The organism is Flavicella marina, assembly GCF_009193215.1.
Lineage (GTDB): Bacteria > Bacteroidota > Bacteroidia > Flavobacteriales > Flavobacteriaceae > Flavicella > Flavicella marina.
Window position 1 is genome coordinate 563,921 of the sequence record NZ_VYVA01000001.1, and the last position, 21,423, is coordinate 585,343.

Consider the following 21,423-nt stretch of genomic DNA (forward strand, 5'->3'; position numbering starts at 1 on the left):
ATCAGTTTCCTAAAGAGAAATTGCAATACTCTTTTGTTTTTCCTTCTTTATCTAAGTAAATTAAAAACACTTTCAATTCGGGATGTTTTTCTAAAAAAAGTTTGGTCTGATTTAGACCCATCGCCATAAAAGACGTTGCATACCCATCAACATCTGCACAATCTATGGGAGCGATAACTGATGCACTCAACAAATCTCTTTTAGCAGTATACCCCGTTTTTGTGTCAATTGTATGTACATATTTTTCCCCAGTAGATGCGTCGATTTTAAATTTTCTATAATTTCCTGAAGTTGCCATCGCTTCATCATGTAACTCCACGATTTGTTGTAAAGATCGAGTACCGTCAAAATTTGGTTTTTCTATTCCTATTCTCCAAAAATGGTTTTTAAAATTTTTACCCTTTACTCGCACCTCTCCTCCTATTTCAACCATATAATTCTCGATATTTTTTGCTTCTAAATACCTAGCAATTACATCCACTCCAAATCCTTTTGCAATTGCATTGAAATCTAAATAAATATCAGGATGCTCTTTTTGTATCTTATGATCGATTAACTTGATTTTATCATACCCTACTCGTTCCATTAATTTGGATATCGTTTCGGCATTCAATCCTTCTAATTTTTTTTCTGGCCCAAAACCCCATGCATTTACCAGAACTCCTATCGTAGGATCGAATACCCCATTGGTTTCTCGATAAATTTTAGCTGCTTTATAATAAACCTCAGAAAACAACGTATCTACTACAATGGTTGTATCACCTTTGTTGATCTTTGAAATGATTGAAACATCAGAATATGTAGATAATGATGAATTCACTAATTGAAATAGACTATCAATTGCATGGTTAAAGTTCTCTGAACGATCATCTATATAGGTAATGTGAAAATTGGTACCAAAAACATTTCCTTCCAGTTTATGTTGTTTTGGCTCGGTTTTTGCACAGGAAGCAACAAGCATTGAAATTGCGAAATAAATTAGTAAACTTTTAATTTTTATCATCTTGTGGAAATCAATTATTTAAATCTATAAATTAAGATATTTTAACCTTTAATGTTTAGATTATTTAATATATTTGCACAAAATTAAATCATTTAACCTATATCATGAAAAAACTTATAGCATTATCTACTGTTTGCGTATTATTACTTGGTTCTTGTGTATCTAAGAAAAAGTATACAGACTTACAAAACCAAAACAATAACACAAATCAAGAATTAGCGACGGCAAAATCTGACTTGAACAATTCATCTAATGATTTGGCTAAAGAACAAGCTAAAAACGCTGCTTTAGAAGATAAAATTGATTATTTGTTAAAAGGAAATGAAAAAACATTAGAGTTTGTTGATAACTTAACAGTAATCTCTAAATCTGCTTCTGAGAATGTTAAAGAAACATTAGATCAGTTGAGCAAAAAAGATGAGTACATCAAACAAATTCAATCTGCAAATTCTAAAAGAGATTCTATCAACTTAGCTGTTGCATTCAACTTAAAGAAAGTATTGGATGATGGATTGAATGACGAAGACATTCAAGTGAATATCGAGAAAACTGTAGTTTACATCTCTATCAACGATAAATTGTTATTCAACTCTGCTTCATACACTGTTTCTAGCAAAGCTAAAAACATCTTGCAAAAAGTTGCTGATGTAATCAACGCACAACCAGAAATGGACGTAATGGTTGAAGGTCATACAGATTCTAGAACGATCAACACTGAAATTTTAGAAGACAACTGGGATTTATCTGTAAAACGTGCAACATCTGTCGTTAGAGAATTACAAAACAAATACAGCGTTGCTCCTGAAAGATTGATTGCTGCTGGTAGAAGTAGCTACGAGCCTTTAGTAGAGAACAATTCTGCTGCTAACAGATCTAAAAACAGAAGAACAAAAATTATCATCATGCCTAAGTTAGACCAATTCTTAGAATTGTTAGAAACTGAAAACTAAGATAATTTCACTACCACATAAAAAAAGCTCCTTCAAAATTGAAGGAGCTTTTTTATTTTATATTCAGTTGTAATTATCCATGAATCGTTTCGTTTTTCCCGTAGTTTTTTATGATTTCATTTTCAAAAGCCAACCACTCTTGCCAGCGCTTATCAACATCAGTTCTACCACCGTATTTACGTGCATAACCAATAAATGTTGTATAATGCCCCGCTTCACTTATCATAAGTTCACGATAGAAGTCAGCTAACTCTTTATCTTTAATGTTTTCAGATAACACTCTAAAACGCTCACAACTTCTTGCTTCAATCAAAGCCGAAAAAAGCAAACGATCCACTAGTGCATCTTCCCGAGTACCGCCTTTTTTCATAAACTGATACAATTCATTCACATAAGGATCTTTACGTTCTCTCCCGAGCACCCCTCCACGCTTTTTGATGATCTCATGCACCATGTCGAAATGCTCTATTTCCTCTTTTGCCAAAGCTAACATATCAGATACCAAATCGCTAAGATTTGGATTAAACGTTACAATCGTTATCGCATTTGTAGCTGCTTTTTGCTCACACCAAGCATGATCTGTAAGTATTTCATCGATATTTTTTTCTACGATATTTACCCACCTAGGATCAGTAGGCAACTCTAAGTGTAACATTTTTCCGTCTTTCATTTTACAAAGATATTGTTTTTATACAAGTTCAGTATGTAGAGATACTTCAATAAAAAAAGGCCACCTTATTAGGTGACCTTTTCGTATAAATATCAAAATAAGATTAGATATTTTTAGCCAACCAGTCACCTACTTCAGTAGTACCGTAAGCTTTACCGCCATCTGCCAAATCTTCAGTAACAAAACCTGCTGCCAAAGCTTTATTTACAGCTTCTCTAATTGCTTTACCTTCTTCTTGTAATCCAAAGTTTTCAAACATCATTGCTGCAGACAAAACAGTTGCCATTGGGTTGGCAATATTTTTACCAGCTGCTTGAGGATAAGAACCATGAATTGGCTCAAACAATGCAATATCAGCTCCCATAGAAGCAGAAGGCATCAATCCCATAGAACCAGAAATTACAGAAGCTTCATCTGTTAAGATATCACCAAATAAATTTTCAGTTATCAATACATCATAAGAGTTTGGCCATTGTACCAAACGCATTGCAACTGCATCAACGAACTCATAAGCAACTTCTACCTCTGGGTATTCAGCTTCTAAACCTTGTACAGTTTCTCTCCATAAACGAGACGTTTCCAAAACGTTCGCTTTATCAACACAACATAATTTCTTCGAACGCGTCATCGCCAATTCGAATCCTTTTCTTGCCAAACGAGTTACCTCTTCTTTTGTGTAAACACAGTTATCAAAAGCAGTGTCTCCACCATCTTTTCTACCTTTTTCTCCAAAGTAAATACCTCCTGTCAACTCACGTAAGAACACCAAATCAGTTCCTTCAATACGTTCTTGTTTCAACGGAGATTTATCTAATAAAGATGGAAATGTAAACGTTGGACGTACATTGGCAAACAAGCCTAATGCTTTACGCATTTTTAACAACCCTTGCTCTGGACGTACCTTTGCCGTTGGATCATTATCAAATCTAGGATGACCGATCGCACCAAACAACACAGCATCAGAAGATTTACAAATCTCATGCGTTTCATCTGGATAAGGCTCTCCAACAGCATCAATAGCTGCCGCACCTGTTAATGCAGGTTTCCAATTAATTTCATGTCCAAATTTACTAGCAATTGCATCCGATACTTTTACAGCTTGGTCAATTACTTCTGGTCCAATACCGTCTCCGGCTAAAAGGGCAATGTTTAATTTCATTTTGTTTATTTTAAGTGAATAAGACTTCGACAAGCTCAGTCTATATTTGTATTTATTTTTATGGACTAAGCCATTTCTAATATGTTCAACATTTTTTGTGTGGCTTTGATCGCAGAAACAGTTTGATCTACATCTAATCCACGTGTAATAAATTCTTTGCTTTTGTTTTTCCACGTAATAATGGTTTCACAAAGCGCATCAGAATTTGATCCTGGGGGTATTCTTACTGCATAATCAGTTAATGTCGGTAAGGTCTTTTTTGAGTGCGATGCATATACCTTTCTCAACGCATTCATAAAAGCATCAAACTGACCATCACCACTTGCATTCGCTTCGTATGACTTTCCATTGATTCGTAAGGCAACTGTAGTTGAAGGTTGCAATCCTTTTGCATGCGTCAATACATAGCTTTCAACCACAACATTTTCTTCTCTTGAACTACTATCTAAAACATCAGAAATGATATACGGAAGATCTTCTTGCGTTACGAGTTCTTTTTTATCTCCAAGTTCAATGATTCTTTGGGTTACTTTCTTCAAATCTTCATCATTCAACTGCAAACCTAAATCTTGTAGGTTCTTTTGAATATTTGCTTTACCAGAAGTTTTACCTAAGGCATATTTACGTTTTCTTCCAAAACGTTCTGGTAGTAAATCATTGAAGTACAAATTCTTTTTATTATCACCATCGGCATGAATACCCGCCGTTTGCGTAAATACATTGGCACCTACTACTGGTTTGTTGACAGGAATTCTAAATCCTGAAAAATTTTCAACCAATTTACTTACTTTATTTAAAGAAGATTCATTTACAGACACCTCTACTTCTGGCATAAAATCATTCAACACAGCAATCACAGAAGCTAAAGGTGCATTACCTGCACGTTCTCCCATTCCATTAATCGTCAAATGCAAACCATTCACACCAGCTTCAATGGCTTGCATTACATTGGCCACACTTAAATCATAATCGTTATGTGCATGAAAATCAAAATGCATGGTTGGATAAGCTTCACGCAATTCTTTTACATAATCGTATGATTCTTTCGGAGTTAAAACCCCTAAAGTATCAGGTAGTAAAACTCGAACTACTTTTTGAGAAGAAAGAAATGATAAAAATTCAAATACGTACTCCTTAGAATTACGCATTCCGTTACTCCAATCTTCTAAATATACATTCGTTTGAATATCGTGAGAAGCAGCTAATTTGATAGAGGCTTCGATATCAGAAAAATGCTCAGAAGGTGTTTTCTTTAATTGATGTATTAAGTGGTTCATTGAACCCTTAGTCAACAAGTTTTGCACTTTTGCACCTGACTCTAACATCCATTCAATAGATTTCCCTCCATCGACAAAAGTCAGCACCTCCACTTTACTCAAATAATCATTATCAGCAGCCCAATTAGAAATTTCTTGCACTGCTTGCAACTCCCCTTTTGAAACACGAGCAGAAGCTATTTCGATACGATCTACTTTTAGCTCTTCAAGTAATAGTTTTGCAATGGTTAATTTTTCAGAAACAGAAAATGACACTCCAGAGGTTTGTTCACCATCTCGGAGTGTAGTATCCATTATTTCGATTTTTCTTTTTTCCATTTTCTACTTTTTCATTCAAAAACAAGAGAAAAACTCTTATTTTTTAATACCATAAAAAGCGCTCAACAAATTGTGTTGAAACGCTTTTTTTATTTTATCAAAAACTTGTACTTTCTTAGAAAGGACGAGTTTCTGCAAATGCTGAAATTTCGTTTTCGATATTTTTTAAATAATCAATATCGTCAAATCCATTCAACATGTTTTCTTTTTTGTACCCGTTGATTACAAAAGATTCAGACTCTCCAGTAGCTACTAAGGATACTGTTTGATTTGGTAAATCAACAGTAATTTCAGCCTTTGGATCTGCTTCAATTGCAGCAAATAATTTGTCTGCAAACTCAGCTGAAACCTGTACTGGTAATACCCCAACATTCAAACAGTTGTTTTTAAAGATATCTGCAAATTCTGATGAAATCACACATCTTAATCCGAAATCATAAACAGACCAAGCAGCATGCTCTCTAGAAGAACCTGAACCGAAGTTTCTACCTCCTACTAATATTTTAGAACCTGCATATTTTTCTTGGTTCAATGGAAAATCAGCTTTTGGTGTTCCATCTGCGTTAAATCTCCAATCACGGAAAAAGTTAATATCAAAATCTTTACGCTCAGTTGCTTTCAAGAAACGAGCAGGAATGATTTGATCTGTATCCACATTCTCTGTAGGTAATGGATAAGCTGTACTTGTTAATACTTCAAATTTATCGTAAGCCATTGTCTTATTTTTAAGCGTTAATTAATGTTCTTGGGTCAGTTACTACTCCTTCTACGGCAGATGCAGCTGCAACTAACGGAGAAGCCAATAAAGTTCTTGATCCTGGTCCTTGACGACCTTCAAAGTTTCTGTTTGATGTAGAAACAGATAATTTTCCTGCAGGAATTTTATCATCGTTCATCGCCAAACAAGCGGAACAACCTGGTTCTCTTAAAACGAATCCAGCTTCTTCAATAATTGTATCAATACCTTCTTCTTTGATTTGATCAACAACTTTGTGCGAACCTGGTACTAACCAAGCCGTAACGTGATCTGCTTTCTTTCTACCTTTGATAATAGATGCAAAAGCTCTAAAATCTTCGATACGTCCGTTTGTACAAGAACCTAAGAAAACAAAATCGATCTTTTTACCGATCATAGAATCTCCTTCATGGAAATCCATGTACCCTAATGATTTTTTGTAAGTATCTACACCACCTTCTACATCAGAAGCATTCGGAATATCTTTTGTTACTCCGATTCCCATTCCAGGATTTGTTCCGTAAGTAATCATTGGTTCTATATCTGAAGCGTTGTAATTAAACTCTACGTCAAACTCAGCACCTTCTTCTGTGTAAAGCGTTTCCCAATACTGCATCGCTTTGTCCCACTCAGCTCCTTTAGGAGTTTGCGCACGACCTGCGATATAATCATAGGTTTTTTGATCTGGAGCAATCATACCACCACGAGCACCCATCTCAATAGACAAGTTACAAACAGTCATACGACCTTCCATCGTCATATCTTCAAAAACATCTCCAGCATACTCTACAAAATATCCTGTAGCACCAGAGGTTGTTTGTTTTGCAATGATATACAAAGCAACATCTTTAGGAGTAACTCCCAAACCTAATTTCCCGTTTACGTTGATACGCATTTTCTTAGGTTTTGGCTGCATGATACATTGCGTAGACAATACCATCTCTACCTCAGAAGTACCAATACCGAAAGCAATCGCTCCAAAAGCACCATGAGTAGATGTATGAGAATCTCCACAAACAATCGTTGCACCTGGCAAAGTAATTCCGTTTTCAGGACCTACAACGTGTACAATTCCATTATTAACATCACCCAATCCCCAGTGAGAAATTCCGTGCTTTTTAGCATTATTCTCTAAAGCCTGCAATTGATTCGCAGACAAGGCATCTTCAACTGGTAAGTGTTGGTTGATCGTTGGCGTATTGTGATCTGCAGTTGCAAAAGTACGCTCTGGATATACAACACTGTTTCCTCTACTCTCTAATCCTAAAAACGCAACAGGACTTGTTACTTCGTGGATAAAATGACGATCGATAAAGAATACATCCGGTCCGTCTTCAACCTGACGAACAACATGTGAATCCCATACTTTGTCAAATAATGTTTTTGCCATTTTTATGTTCTTTTTATTTATAAGTTTTCAAAATTACTATTGTTCTATCTTATTTTTAGCGGTTTCAGTATTTCTTTACTGTGTCCATTCTTTCAATAAAAGAACACAAATACCTAATCTACAATTAGTTAAGACAAAATCCTTTACGATGTCTAATTGAAAAACGTTTTCTTTTTTATCAATTAAACAAAACAGGATGGCAAATTTACAAAATAGAAAACGTTTCTGTATAGCAACTCCGAACAAAAACGGCTTTTACCACAACTTACCCACAAATTTTACCATATTCTCAATAAAAACAAAGAATCCTTACATAATATCAATTGAATTTCAGCCCTTCTTTTCAGCAACTAACTGACTGAAATTCATTTTTTTTAATAAAATTTTGTTTCATGTAAAAAAAATTATACTTTTGGTAAACCAATTTGGTACACCACTTTGGTGTTCCAGACTGGGAAACCAAATACAAAACTAATTTTAAATTCAAACTCATGAAAAAAACATTACTATTTAAGAACAAAACAACTTGGATACTATCTGCGGCACTAGTCACTTTGTGCTTTAATTACGGGACAAGTCAAACAAACCTTGTGTTAAATGGAACTTGCGATGATTATATTCATACAGCATCTGAAAATGGGAACGTTAAAAATGTTGATGATAATGCAGATGCTTGGGATATGACTCCAAATAGTACCGTAATTGACAATTCTGGTACTACAATCTCTAGTCCCTATCGTGCTTTATGGAATAATTCAACGTTAGAACAGTATTTAGAAGACACATACGTAACAGCTGATCCTGAAGATGATGGCGTAGACGAACAACCAGGGTCATCTTCAGACGGATCTTACGTAAACGGATCTAAAACAAGAGGTGTTAAAGTTTATGATGATGCGAATGGCAAACCTGCTGTATCGGCTTCAACACGTCGTTTGTATCAAAAAGTAGCTGTAACACCAGGAACTAGCTATACTTTCTCAATAGATTCGCGTTCGGAGGCATCTGGAATACCTTCTGAAGTATTTATGTTAAACGAAGAAATTACAACTGAGGCTGGGCTTGAAAACGGAGCTTCAGACTCTAGAGTAGATGCATATTTTGAAATCACAAATGACCATAACTCAAGCAAGGGTTCCGCAGAAAACAACACCTTCACTACAAATAGCTTTAGCTTTACAGCTTCAGGTTCATTCGTAGTTATTTATGTTAGAGCATTACTTTCAATTAGCAAATCAGTTGAAGTTTTTTATGACAATATTTCTTTGATAGAAGATCCATTAGCTTCTACAGAAGATGTATTCGCTTCAAACTTCAGCCTTTTCCCTAATCCTGCAAATGATGTTTTAAACATCTCTTCAGACAACAATATAGATTCAGCTGAGATTTCTGATCTTACAGGAAAAGTTGTAATCTCTGCATCAGAATTAACTCAAAATTCTATCGACATCTCTTCTCTTGCAAAAGGTGTTTATATTTTAAGACTTGTTAGTGGTGATGTAAGTGGAACAACAAAATTCATCAAAAAATAAAATAGTTGGTTAAATAAGTTTTTAAGTCATCAATTACTAAATGCAGTAATTGGTGACTTTTTTTATCCATATTACTCAAATACACTCCCCAAATCAACTACAGTTCGAAAAGCATTCTGTTGAAATTCATAGGTATTATTTTGTTTTCATAAAAAATTGCCTTATTTTTGGTAAACCAAATTGGTTAACCAAATCAAACAAAACTTTCTCATGGTAAAGATTACAAAAATTTTCTTTCTACTGCTTTTTACGCTCGTGTTTACTTCTTGTAATGATTCAGAAAACACAAAAAGCACTGATCACACAGACTCAGGACACCCACGTTTGATTTTAACAAAACAAGGTGTAAAAGACATTCGCGCACAATTGGGTACGATTCCTGTTTTTGACAATTCACTCAAGAAAGTAAAAGAAGAAGTTGATGCAGAAATCGAAGCGGGTATCGACACTCCCATCCCAAAAGATTATTCTGGAGGGTATACACATTCAAGACATAAAAAAAATTGGTTCGTACTTCAAAAAGCAGGGCTTTTGTATCAAATTTTGGATGATGAAAAATATGCGATCTACATAAAAGACATGTTGAAGCAATACGAGAAAATGTACAAAACATTGCCTTTACATCCGAAAACAAGATCATACGCAAGAGGAAAATTATTCTGGCAAGCATTGAATGATGCGAACTGGTTGGTATATGTTAGTCAAGCATATGACTGTATATACGACTACTTAACAGAAGCAGAACGCAACCAACTAGAAACAAACTTATTCAGACCTTTTGCCGATCATATTTCTGTTGACAGTCCACAATTCTACCAAAGAGTTCACAATCATAGCACTTGGGGAAATGCAGCGGTTGGAATGATAGGTTTGGTTATGGATGACGAAGTTCTAATTCAACGTGCTTTGTATGGCATCAAAGGAAAAGAAATGGATAAAACTGCCAAAGACGACGACGGAGGTTTTATCAACAAAGACGGAAAAGCCGGATTTCTAGCAAATATAGAAGAGCCTTTTTCTCCAGATGGATACTATAATGAAGGGCCCTACTACCAAAGATACGCGATGTATCCGTTTTTAATCTTTGCTACTGGTTTACAAAATGCCAAACCAGATTTGAAAATATTTGAATATAAAGAAGGGGTACTTTTAAAATCTATCAATGCATTATTGAACTTATCAGACGCAGATGGTGACTTCTTTCCATTGAACGATGGTCAAAAAGGAATGTCTTATTATACAGAAGCGCTAGTAACAGCGGTTGATATTTCGTATAAATATGGAGACAAAGATCCTGGTTTGTTAAGTATCGCTAAAAAACAGAACCGAGTTTTACTTGACGACTCTGGATTAGCCATAGCCCTTGATATAAAAAAAGGTAAGGCAAAACCATTTGTAAAAAAATCGATAAATTTATCTGATGGCCCTGAAGGAAAACAAGGAGGTGTCGCTATCTTAAGAAACGAAGCTATTGAACTTGTTTTCAAATACGCATCGCAAGGATCTAGTCATGGACATTACGATAAACTATCGTACTCGTTATATGAAAATGGTGAAGAAGTAATACAAGATTATGGATTGGCACGTTTCGTAAACATCGAGCAAAAAGGTGGTGGAAATTATTTGAAAGAAAACAAAACTTGGGCAAAACAAACAATTGCTCATAACACAGTTACTCAAAATGAAACTTCTCATTACAAAGGAAAATATGAAATCGGAAGTCAAAATCATCCAGATTTATCTTATTTTTCAATAGACAACACCGACGTTCAAGTAGTTAGTTCGAAAGTAGCAAACACCTACGACGGAACAGACATGCACAGAACAATGGCAATTATAAAAGACCAAGATTTTGAAAAACCTTTTGTACTTGACATCATCAATATTACCTCTGAAACAACCAATAGATACGACCTTCCTATCTATTATTTTGGTCAAGTGTTAAGTACGAATTTTGAATACAGCACACCAAAGGAGCTAAAGACCCTTGGAAAAAAACATGGTTATCAACATTTATTTGTAGAAGGTTTCGGTAGACCACAAAAAGAAAACAGCAAATTCTCTTGGTTTCACAACAACAAATTTTACACATTGACAACAGAAACATTGTCTGAAGACCAGTTGTTATTTACGAGGATTGGCGCCCATGATCCTAATTTTAATTTACGTAGAGACCCGTCCTTTATTGTAAGACGTGACAATACGACGAACACTACATTTGTATCAGCGATTGAATCACATGGAAGCTATAGTCCTGTCACAGAATCGGCTGTAAACTCAAAAAGTACGATTCATGAAATCAAAACAATTCTAAACAATGATGTATATACAGTTATTTCAATAACTACTGTAAAAGGCAATAATAAAATATTCATCACAGCAAACACTGACACATCAAACGAAACGATTCATACTCTTAAAATTTCAAATAAGAATTATGAATGGTCTGGTCCATATTATTACAAATAAATTAACTCAAAAACTATAAACAATGAAAAGACTTAGTGAAAAATTCATCGATACGAAACAAATTGATTGGGAAGAACTTGGTGGAGGAGTTTCTCGAAAATTCTTAGGATACGACAATCAAATCATGATGGTTAGAGTGAAATTTGAAAAAGGGGCACTAGGTTCTCCACACCAGCATTTTCATACACAAGCTACTTTTTGCGCTTCAGGAAAATTTGAATTTGACATAGAAGGAGAAAAGAAAATTGTAGAAGCTGGTGATGGTGTTTACATCGAGCCAAACTTATTGCATAGTGCGGTTTGTTTAGAAGCTGGAGAACTAATCGATACTTTTAGTCCGGTAAGAGAAGATTTTTTAAGCGGTGATGGTGTTTCTTACTTTGGTGATAAAGACTAAAAGCCCTTGTCAACACTATTGATTTTGCAAGCTACCAATACTTATTGCATAAATATTTGTTAATTTTTTTTGATTTAAGATTATATTGCTATATATTTGGTAAACCAATTTGGTTTCCCAATTTGGAAAACCACTAAACAAACTAATCTAAACTATAATTAAATGAATAAACCTTAAACAAAAAAAGGATGGGTGCACGCCCATCCTCTTACTTAGAATACTTCTTTGGAGGGAAGTAAATCCGATCACATGTTATCATTATGCACAATAACATTCTGCAAAAATACAAAAAATACTTTTTGTATCAAGCAATTTGTAGTGTGTAAAGTGAAAGATAATGGATGTATGTCTTATTAACTAAATAGTACTAAAGTACTGACTAAACTAACACTTTAAACATGAAAAAAACACTAAATTTTTGTAAAACAAAACTGCTGTTAACAGCATTTTTGTTAACTAACATTGCGTTAATCGCCCAAAACAACCAACAAATATCTGGGCAAATCACATCATCAGTTGACAATGCTCCTATACCTGGGGTTAATGTTTTAGTCATTGGAACCTCAACAGGTACCACAACAGATTTTGATGGAAATTATTCAATAAGCGCTCCTGAGGGAAGTAAAATTTCATTTTCATTTCTTGGGTTTGTTACGAAAACGATTTCGGTATCAAATCAAACAACTATAAACATTTCTTTAGAAGAAGATTCTAATGAATTAGATGAAGTAGTTGTAGTTGGTTATGGTGCAAGAAAGAAAAGCGACATTACAGGATCTGTCTCTTCTGTTAAATCAGACGAATTAACAGCATTCCCTGTACAAGATGCTGCACAAGCACTACAAGGTAGAGCCGCTGGGGTAGTTGTACAATCTAACAACGGTGGTGAGCCAGGAGCTCCAATCAACATTCAAATTAGAGGTAACACTTCTATTGGAGCAAACAGTGATCCTTTAATAGTAGTAGATGGATTCGTTGGGGCTACGATGCCACAACCAAACGATATCAAATCTATGGAAATCTTAAAAGATGCATCAGCAACAGCTATCTATGGATCAAGAGGTTCGAACGGAGTAATTATCGTTACTACTAAGAAAGGACGTAAAGGTAAAATTACGGTTGAACTAAACAGTACATATGCAGTTAATAACACAGCAAACAAATTAGATTTGTTAAACGCTGAAGAGTTTGTTGACTATCAAAACAAAATTAGAGCTAATCAAGGAAACACAACTCCTTTCCCAGCAGGAACAGCTGATACTGATTGGCAAGATTTAATCTACAGAACTGGAAACACTCAGAATCATCAAGTATCATTTTCTGGAGGATCAGACAAAGCAAACTTTTATGCTTCTGGAAACTACTTTTCTCAAGATGGTGTCTTGATCAATTCAGATTTTGAAAAAGCGACATTCTTAACAAACTTAGATACCCAAGTAACAAGTAAATTAAAATTAGGATTGAACCTTTTTGGAAGTCGTAGTACTAAAAACGGAGTAGCAACACAATCAACAGGTCTGAATGGAGTTGGTGGTGGTGGTGATGATGCCATTTCTCTAGCAATGAGATTTGCACCGGATAAACCAGTACAAGATCCAAACGGAGCTTTTACTGTGAATGATGCAGTTGGAGATCCAGTAGACAACCCTTATGCAGTTGCAAGTCAAAGAACTGACGAAACGAAAGTTGATGATTTTAGAGCAAATGCATATTTGAGTTATGACATCCTTGAAGGATTAAACTTCAAAACAACTTTTGGTATGAGTACTTCTAACACAACTAGAGGTATGTATGTTCCTTCTACATTGATCGTTTCCGCAAGTGCTGTTCGTGGTAGAGCAAGTATTCAAAACAACAAAAACCAAACTGTTTTAAGTGAAAACTATTTAACATACACTAAAGAAATCGGAAATGGTGCACTGACTGCATTGGCAGGTTATTCTTACCAAAAAAGTGTAAGTGAAATGTCATTAGCTCAAGGAACTGGAATTATTTCTGATAGTTTCAAACAATACGGTTTAGGTACTTCAACTGGTTTCTTACAACCTAACTCTTCAATCCAAACAGTAGAAATTCAATCTGTATTTGGTAGATTGAATTATGACTTTGCAGATAAGTATTTAATTACAGCAACTGTAAGACGTGATGGTGCTTCAAACTTTGCCGCTAATAAAAAATATGCAACATTCCCTTCTGCTGCTTTAGGATGGAAAATTTCAAACGAAGAATTTTTGAAAGAAAACAATACGGTTTCTAATTTGAAATTAAGAGCAAGTTATGGTGTTACGGGTAACCCATCGATCGCACCTTACCAATCATTGGCAAAATTACAAAGTATTTATGCTTCAAGTAACGGTGAAACGGTTCCGGCTGTAACTCCAGAGCAACCAGAAAACCCGGACTTAAAATGGGAGACTTCTTACCAAACAAACGTTGGTATTGACTTTGGTTTCTTAAACAACAACATTAATTTATCTGTAGATTATTATAACATTGACACTAAAGATTTGATTTTAGCAAACAATGCATCTCCAGAGTACTTAGGTTTCTCTAACGCAAATATTTTAACAAACGCAGGAGAAATTAACAACTCAGGTTTTGAAATTTCTTTAAACACGAGAAACATTTCAAACGAAAACTTTACATGGACTACAGATTTTAACTTCTCAGCGAACAAAAATAAAGTAGTGGCACTTGTAAATGATGCTGACATATTTTTTGATGGAACACCAAGTTATTTCAGTCACGACAGAAGTACAATTTTAAGAGTAGGTGAAGAAGTTGGATTGTTTTGGGGTTATGACTTTGTTGGCGTTTTACAATCGGATGGAGTACTACCTGATGGTACAGCTACCTTAGCAGGAGGAGTACCTGGAGACCCATTATTTAGAGATGTTGATGGTGATGGATCTATTACTGAATCAGATAGAACAATCATTGGTAATCCTAATGCTGACTTTAACTGGGGTTTCACTAACAATTTTGTTTATAAAGATTTTGACTTGAACATATTCTTCCAAGGATCTTCTGGAGGTGAAGTTATGAATTTAACAAACGTTCAATTGAACAATGGAGACTCTAACACAACAAGAGATTATTACAACAATGCTTGGACTACAAAAAATGCAAGTAATACGCAACCAAGAGTAGGAAATAATAGTAACAGAGAGATCTCTTCAAGATTTGTTGAAGACGGAAGTTATATTAGATTAAAGAATATTGCAGTTGGTTACAACCTTCCTAGTTCTATTCTTGCTAATTCAGGAATTGAAAACATCAGATTTTCTGTAAGTGCTCAAAACTTGTTGACATGGACGAGCTATTCTGGATTAGATCCTGAAGTGAATTACTATGGTTCAAATGGCAATAACAACACCTCTACTAATACTATAAAAGGATTTGATTTTGGAAATTACCCAACGGTAAAATCTGTGAATTTCGCCCTTAATTTAAAATTTTAATAACTCATTTAAACACATAGAATATGAAAATATATAAATATTTATTCTTATTGATAGGATTATCAATAATGGGATGTTCGGATTTAGTTGAAGAACCGATTGGAGTTCTTGCTCCTGATGGATTCTTTAAATCTACAGGAGATATACAAACTGCAGTAGAAGGTTCTAAAACACATGCAATCAACGAAAAGTTTTGGGGTAGAAAACTTTCAATTGCATTAATGTTACGTTCAGACATGGTTAACCTTCAATCTACTCAAACAAGAAGGGTTGAAATGGACATGTTAACTACACTTGCAGATAACGGAATGTTAACGGAGTATTGGTTAAAGAGTTACCAAGGAATCGCAGCTGCTAACCTTGCAATTGCAGGTGCAGAATTAGTTGAGGTTGATGCAGCAACTAAAAATCCAGTAACTGCTCAAGCATATTTCATGAGAGCTTTTTATTACTTTCATTTAGTAAGACAGTTTGGAGCTTTACCATACATCGACAAACCAACTACTGATGTAGAAGAAGCACTTTCTATTAGCAGAACTCCTGCTTCTGAAGTATATGATAACATCATTTCAGATTTACAATTTGCTAAAACTTGGTTGCCAAATACTCAAGCTTCAAGAGGTATTCCTTCTAAAGCGGCAGCTAGTTCTTATTTAGCATTGGTATATTTAACTAGAGCTGGTACTAACGGTGCAGCAGATTTTCAATTAGCTTATGACGAGGCAACTGAAGTAATTTCAAATGCAGGAACTTACGATCTAGCTTTAGACACGAATTTCCAAAACTTGTTTAACGCAGAGGTTATTGACAACTCAAAAGAGCCAATATTCGCTTTAGACTACAACAATGTTGAGGCTACAAACAACGCATATGACCAAATAGCTCCAATGACAGGAATTAGAGGTGACGACAGAAACTCAGGTGGTGGATGGTCTGTTGCCGTACCTACAGAAGCTGTATATGCATCATTCAACCCTTTAGACTACAGAAGAGCTGTTAGTTTTGATGAAGAAGCAAACATCAACGGAAATTACGTTCAATCAGATAATTTCACAATCAGTGGACACGAGCATGCAAGAAATACACCATATATTGCAAAGTACGCAAGATATCCTGGTGAATTTGCACGTGGTAGTGGTAGAGCAACTAGCCACAACTACTCTATGATTCGTTATGCAGAAGTTTTATTAATTGCTGCTGAAGCTGCTTTAGAAGTAGGAGGAAAAGATGCTGAAGCTCTTGGATATGTGAACCAAGTTAGAGCAAGAGCTAGACTAGGTGGAGCATACAAGACAGGTGCAGATATTGAAACTACATTTGCGCCAAGTACTGAACCAGCTGATTTAACAACAGTAACTGTTGATGATGTATTAGAAGAGCGTAGACTAGAATTAGCTTTTGAATGTAAAAGATGGTATGACATTGCAAGAAGAAGATTAGGAGCTACTGTTTATGGAGCTGGTGGTTATGAAGGTTTAAAACCAGACTTTTCTGATGATGATTATTTATTACCATTACCAGCTGATGAACTAGAAAGAAACCCAAATCTAACCCAAAATCCGGGTTATTAATAGACAAACATCTAAAATCTTGGAGGATTTAGTTCTTCCAAGATTAGAGACAATGTCTAAGTTTATTTGATTTATTTCAATTTAAATTAGTTTAAGTAGTGCACGGGTCTAATTTTTAGATCCGTGTTTTTATTTTATAAAACAACCATATTTATGAAAACGCTATTCACAAATTTATCGTTACTCTTGTTCGCAGTATCAAATTTACAAAGTCAAAATATCACTATGGAAAAACTCCACATGAGTCTTAGGGAAGGTTCTAATTTTTATTCTAAAAAGGTATTAGAAAGTGAAATCTCAGGAATTGAAGTTGCACAAATCTCAATAACTGAAAAACCATCAAACCAACAAATCAACAACAATACAAAATGTATCTACCTGTTTATAAAAGGTAATGGATCATTACTTACCAGCAATAAAAAATACTCTCTAGAACCAGAAACATTTTTTTTACCCAACCAACTTACCTCTTTTGCCATTTCGGCAAATAAAAAAGACACATTACACTTTTTAAAAATCTCAAGTACATTAACGAAGCAAGATTTAAAAGATCTAAAAGATTTCCCGAGAAAAAACACAGAAGAAATATATTTAAAAAAATTCAGCGATTGTGAACCTTATACAGAACCAATAAAAAGTCCGAATACTGTAAGTAGAACGATACTCCCAAACAAATACATTCCAAGAATTGCTATGGGAACCGTTAAAACAAAAGGGCCCGACAAAGTAGGAGCCCACAAACACGGAATGCTAGAACAATTATTCTTGGGTCTTAGTAAAAATGAAGTGACTGTCTATGCAGATTCGGCAAGCATCAAATTCCCTGAATATTCGTTATTGCATATTCCACTAGGTTCCACTCATTCGGTTACTGTTGAAGATGGAGCTGAGATGTATTATGTATGGATGGATTTTTTCAGAGACAAAGCAGCCGAAGCATGGTTAGAAACTCACAATGCAATAAAAGAAGAAGAATAAATTCAAAATTCTAACTATATCCTATCGATTTTTCTTAAATTAAAAAGCATTTAACAACCATACACAATTGTTAATATCACAATTCCAGTGTGATATTTTACACAAAACACATTCTACATAACACATTTTTTGTTAAAATATTTTTTTTTCAGATTCTAAAACCTTATTTTTGGTAAACCAAATTGGTTTTCCAGTTTGGACAACCAAAAAAACAACATTAACTATGCTTAAAACTATACACTCGAAAAACCAGCACCCTTAACAAATAGAATTTTCAAAAAAGAAAAGGTGTTCTTTTAAAAATCCTCTCTCGTATTTGCCGAAGGCACACATACCAGAACCATGCAATACAGTATTGCTCTTATTAAACTAACAATTTAAACATGAAACAATCAATTAAACAATTTAAAACAAAACTCACACTTTCGTTTGTTCTGTTATTTAACATTGCACTATTTGCACAAGATGATACCATCACTGGATCTGTATTATCTGAAACAGATAATGTTCCAATTCCTGGAATCAATGTGGTCGTTGTAAAGTCAAACAAAGGGGTTACTACCGATTTTGACGGAGCATTTGAAATCGCAGCTGAACCAGGAGATGTCATACAATTCTCATATGTTGGTTATGTAACTCAAACAGTTATCATAGAAGACCAAAAAGTTTTAAACATTCTACTTAAAGAAGATATCTCAACTTTAGATGAAGTTATTGTTGTTGGATACGGTACTCAGAAAAAATCTCATTTAACAGGTGCAATATCGCAAGTAGTAAATGAAAACTTAGATGAAATTGCTGTAACCAGAGTTGATGATGCACTTATCGGACAAGTTTCTGGGGTGAATATTCAAGCAACAGATGGTCAAGCCGGAGCTCCACCTAGTATTACTATTAGAGGTGTTGGTTCTATGGCAGGTGACTCTACTCCTTTAATCGTGGTAGATGGGATTATTGTAGATTCTGATTTCTTAGGGTCTTTAAACATGAACGATGTTGAATCTTTTGAAATTTTAAAAGATGCCGCTTCTTCTTCTATTTTTGGTTCAAAAGGATCGAATGGTATTATCATGATTACAATGAAATCAGGAGTTGCCGGAAAAACTAGAATCAACTATTCAACATTTACTGGTATTAAAACAGGAAGAAAAAGTGAGGCATATGGTCAAACTGTTGCAAGTTGGGCACAAAAGCAAAGAGATTTAGGATTGGAAATTTCTGATTATACTAAATTCGGACTATCTACAGGTACAGACCGTAGCTGGCAAGATGTATTTATTGGAAGTGGTGCAATTACAAACCATTCTCTTTCTATCAGAGGTGGAAACGATAAGGTTAAATATGCTTCCAGTTTGAACTACTCAAACGACGAGGGTGTTTTGTTATTAGACAACTATGAGAAGTTTGGAGCTAGATTGAAAGTTGACTTCAAAATCAACAAAAAATTATCTGCTGGAATGAACTTCACTCCTAGTTATACCATTAGAAAAAGATTTTCTGAAAACATTCACAACGTTGCAAGACAAATGCCTTGGTTACCAATTTACCATACAGAGCATACGTTAAATTATATAGACCCGAATGGTCCATTTGCGGACGTTCAAGTAGGAGATTATGCTCAAATGCGTCATTTCGAATTCACAGATTTAGATGGTGATGGTATATACGAAGAAGAATTAACAAGTAACTTAGGGAATTCTACCAATCAAAACCCATATGCAAGAGTTGCTGAAAGAGAAAGAACAGACAACAAATTCAAATTATTCAGTAACGTGTATGGACAATACAAAATCATGGATGGTTTGAAATTTAAATCTTCTTTATCTGTTTCAATGCAAGACACCCAAAGAAAAGATTATCTTGGAACATTAGCGCGTAGAGAAACGACTGATGCATATATTGATGAGATTACTCAAAGAGATCAATATTTTATTTTCGACAATTTCTTCAACTACAACAAATCATTTAACAAACATGATTTCGGAGTAACATTAGGTAATTCTATTGAGAAAAGAGACTACTTCTTCTCTTCTATCAGAGGTATTGGAATTGTAAATGATAAAATACAACAATTATCAAATGCTCCTATTCCATCAAACGCACAAGGTTTTCAATGGACTAAAAGAGGTATCTCATTTATTTCGAGATTCAACTATGCTTACGACAACAAGTATTTAGTAAGTTTAAGTTTAAGAAGAGACGGTAGTTCGATTTTCGGATCAAAATATAAGTATGGAAACTTCCCTGCAGCTTCTGTAGGATGGAATATCGACAAAGAAGACTTTTTAGAAGATACTGATGTAATCTCTAGATTAAAAGTAAGAGCTAGTTATGGTGTTACCGGAAACGACCGATTGAACACGGGAAGTGTAGATCCAGATGCACAAGGTAGTACTTCTCAACTAAGTACAGGGAACATACTTGTTGATTACTACCCTAGTTTAGATTTAGTATCAAATGTAAGTTATACCGAAGAAGGAAGTATCAAATCTGGTTACTCACCAGTAAACATCGGGAACCCAGAATTAAAATGGGAACGTTTGATTGAGATAAACCCAGGAGTTGATTTTGGTTTCTTTAGAAACAGAATTACAGGTTCTCTTGACTGGTACCAAAGAACAAGTGATCAATTATTGTTAAACAATCCTATTTCAGCGACTTCAGGATACTCTAATACATTAGACAATATCGGTAAAGTTAAAAATCAAGGATGGGAATTTGAATTGAGAACTAAAAACGTAAGAACAGAAAAATTCAGTTGGAATTCGACAGTTCTTTTAACAACAAACAAAAACACGCTGGTTGATTTTGCATCTTCAAACGGTCAAATCACAACAATTGACAACAAAAGACCTACTGAGTGGATCAACTCAGAAGGACAACCAATTTCTTCTTTCTATGGATATGTTGTAGATAGAGAAGTACCAATCGATGAGTTTAGTTCGTCAAACTTCTTTAGACATGTTGGACAAGAAACAGGAGTTGTTTATGTAAAAGATTTAAATGGTGATGGTGTTTTAGATGAAGAAGATAAAACAGAATTAGGAAACCCTTATCCAGAGTTTATTTGGAGTTTTTCAAATGAGTTTAGTTTTGGTAACTTAAGTTTTGCTTTTATGTTCCAAGGAAGTCATGGAGCAGAAGTTAGAAACATTGCAGACCAGTACTTATTCAACCACACTGCTTTCGATCAAATCAAGAATACAGTGGATAGCGAATTTATTGTTGAGAAAATTTACACGAATAGTATCATTCAAGATGCCTCATATTTCGCTTTGAGAAATGTGAATATTGGATACAACTTACCTCAAAATCTTGTAGCTAAAATGGGCGGTATATCTAATCTTAAAGTATATGCAACAGGACAAAACTTGTTATACTTTACAGCAGACAATTACACGGGTTGGAACCCAGAAGCGTTAGACAAAACAAGTCCGACTCAATACGGATACCAACGAGGTGGTTCACCAATAGCTAGTACAATTTCTTTAGGTGTTAATATTGATTTTTAA

Annotated in this window: 14 protein-coding genes; 8 read left to right on the forward strand and 6 right to left on the reverse strand. The window is 34.7% G+C overall.

What is annotated here, in order from left to right:
- Position 1 precedes the first annotated feature (1 nt).
- Complete coding sequence (locus F6P99_RS02270; RefSeq protein WP_152285812.1) at positions 2–1,003, reverse strand: FAD:protein FMN transferase; 1,002 nt, start codon at positions 1,001–1,003, stop codon at positions 2–4.
- A 104-nt stretch (positions 1,004–1,107) separates the two neighbouring features.
- Between F6P99_RS02270 and F6P99_RS02275 the strand changes: the two genes are divergently transcribed.
- Positions 1,108–1,953, forward strand: a complete 846-nt coding sequence (locus F6P99_RS02275; RefSeq protein WP_152285813.1) for an OmpA/MotB family protein — start codon at positions 1,108–1,110, stop codon at positions 1,951–1,953.
- 73 nt (positions 1,954–2,026) lie between these two features.
- On the opposite strand, the gene miaE is transcribed toward F6P99_RS02275, so the two are convergent.
- The 5 genes from miaE to leuC form a co-directional block, all read right to left on the reverse strand.
- On the reverse strand, positions 2,027–2,608 hold the full coding sequence (gene miaE / locus F6P99_RS02280; RefSeq protein ID WP_152286298.1) for a tRNA-(ms[2]io[6]A)-hydroxylase: 582 nt from the start codon (positions 2,606–2,608) through the stop codon (positions 2,027–2,029).
- 118 nt (positions 2,609–2,726) lie between these two features.
- On the reverse strand, positions 2,727–3,782 hold the full coding sequence (gene leuB / locus F6P99_RS02285) for a 3-isopropylmalate dehydrogenase (RefSeq protein WP_152285814.1): 1,056 nt from the start codon (positions 3,780–3,782) through the stop codon (positions 2,727–2,729).
- A gap of 65 nt (positions 3,783–3,847) precedes the next feature.
- Positions 3,848–5,377, reverse strand: a complete 1,530-nt coding sequence (locus F6P99_RS02290) for an alpha-isopropylmalate synthase regulatory domain-containing protein (protein WP_152285815.1) — start codon at positions 5,375–5,377, stop codon at positions 3,848–3,850.
- A 115-nt stretch (positions 5,378–5,492) separates the two neighbouring features.
- Entirely contained in the window at positions 5,493–6,092 is a 600-nt protein-coding gene (gene leuD / locus F6P99_RS02295; RefSeq protein WP_152285816.1) for a 3-isopropylmalate dehydratase small subunit, read from the reverse strand.
- Positions 6,093–6,102: 10 nt separating this feature from the next.
- The gene (gene leuC / locus F6P99_RS02300; protein WP_152285817.1) at positions 6,103–7,503 is read right to left on the reverse strand and encodes a 3-isopropylmalate dehydratase large subunit; all 1,401 of its coding nucleotides are present in this window, start codon (positions 7,501–7,503) and stop codon (positions 6,103–6,105) included.
- Between the two features lie 491 nt (positions 7,504–7,994).
- Between leuC and F6P99_RS02305 the strand changes: the two genes are divergently transcribed.
- The 7 genes from F6P99_RS02305 to F6P99_RS02335 all read left to right on the forward strand — a co-directional run bounded on the left by F6P99_RS02305 (position 7,995) and on the right by F6P99_RS02335 (position 21,423).
- Positions 7,995–9,035: a T9SS type A sorting domain-containing protein gene (locus F6P99_RS02305; RefSeq protein WP_152285818.1), complete on the forward strand. Its 1,041-nt coding sequence runs from the start codon at positions 7,995–7,997 to the stop codon at positions 9,033–9,035.
- 210 nt (positions 9,036–9,245) lie between these two features.
- Positions 9,246–11,504, forward strand: coding sequence for an alginate lyase family protein (locus F6P99_RS02310; protein WP_152285819.1), 2,259 nt, complete (start codon positions 9,246–9,248; stop codon positions 11,502–11,504).
- A gap of 22 nt (positions 11,505–11,526) precedes the next feature.
- Positions 11,527–11,901: a cupin domain-containing protein gene (locus tag F6P99_RS02315; RefSeq protein WP_152285820.1), complete on the forward strand. Its 375-nt coding sequence runs from the start codon at positions 11,527–11,529 to the stop codon at positions 11,899–11,901.
- Positions 11,902–12,299: 398 nt separating this feature from the next.
- On the forward strand, positions 12,300–15,362 hold the full coding sequence (locus F6P99_RS02320; RefSeq protein WP_152285821.1) for a SusC/RagA family TonB-linked outer membrane protein: 3,063 nt from the start codon (positions 12,300–12,302) through the stop codon (positions 15,360–15,362).
- A 23-nt stretch (positions 15,363–15,385) separates the two neighbouring features.
- Positions 15,386–16,933 carry a RagB/SusD family nutrient uptake outer membrane protein gene (locus F6P99_RS02325; RefSeq protein ID WP_152285822.1) on the forward strand — a complete coding sequence of 516 codons (1,548 nt, stop codon included), beginning with the start codon at positions 15,386–15,388 and terminating at the stop codon, positions 16,931–16,933.
- Between the two features lie 225 nt (positions 16,934–17,158).
- A complete protein-coding gene (locus F6P99_RS02330; protein WP_226912988.1) occupies positions 17,159–17,911 on the forward strand; it encodes a hypothetical protein in 753 nt (250 codons plus the stop codon).
- Between the two features lie 383 nt (positions 17,912–18,294).
- On the forward strand, positions 18,295–21,423 hold the full coding sequence (locus tag F6P99_RS02335; protein ID WP_152285824.1) for a SusC/RagA family TonB-linked outer membrane protein: 3,129 nt from the start codon (positions 18,295–18,297) through the stop codon (positions 21,421–21,423).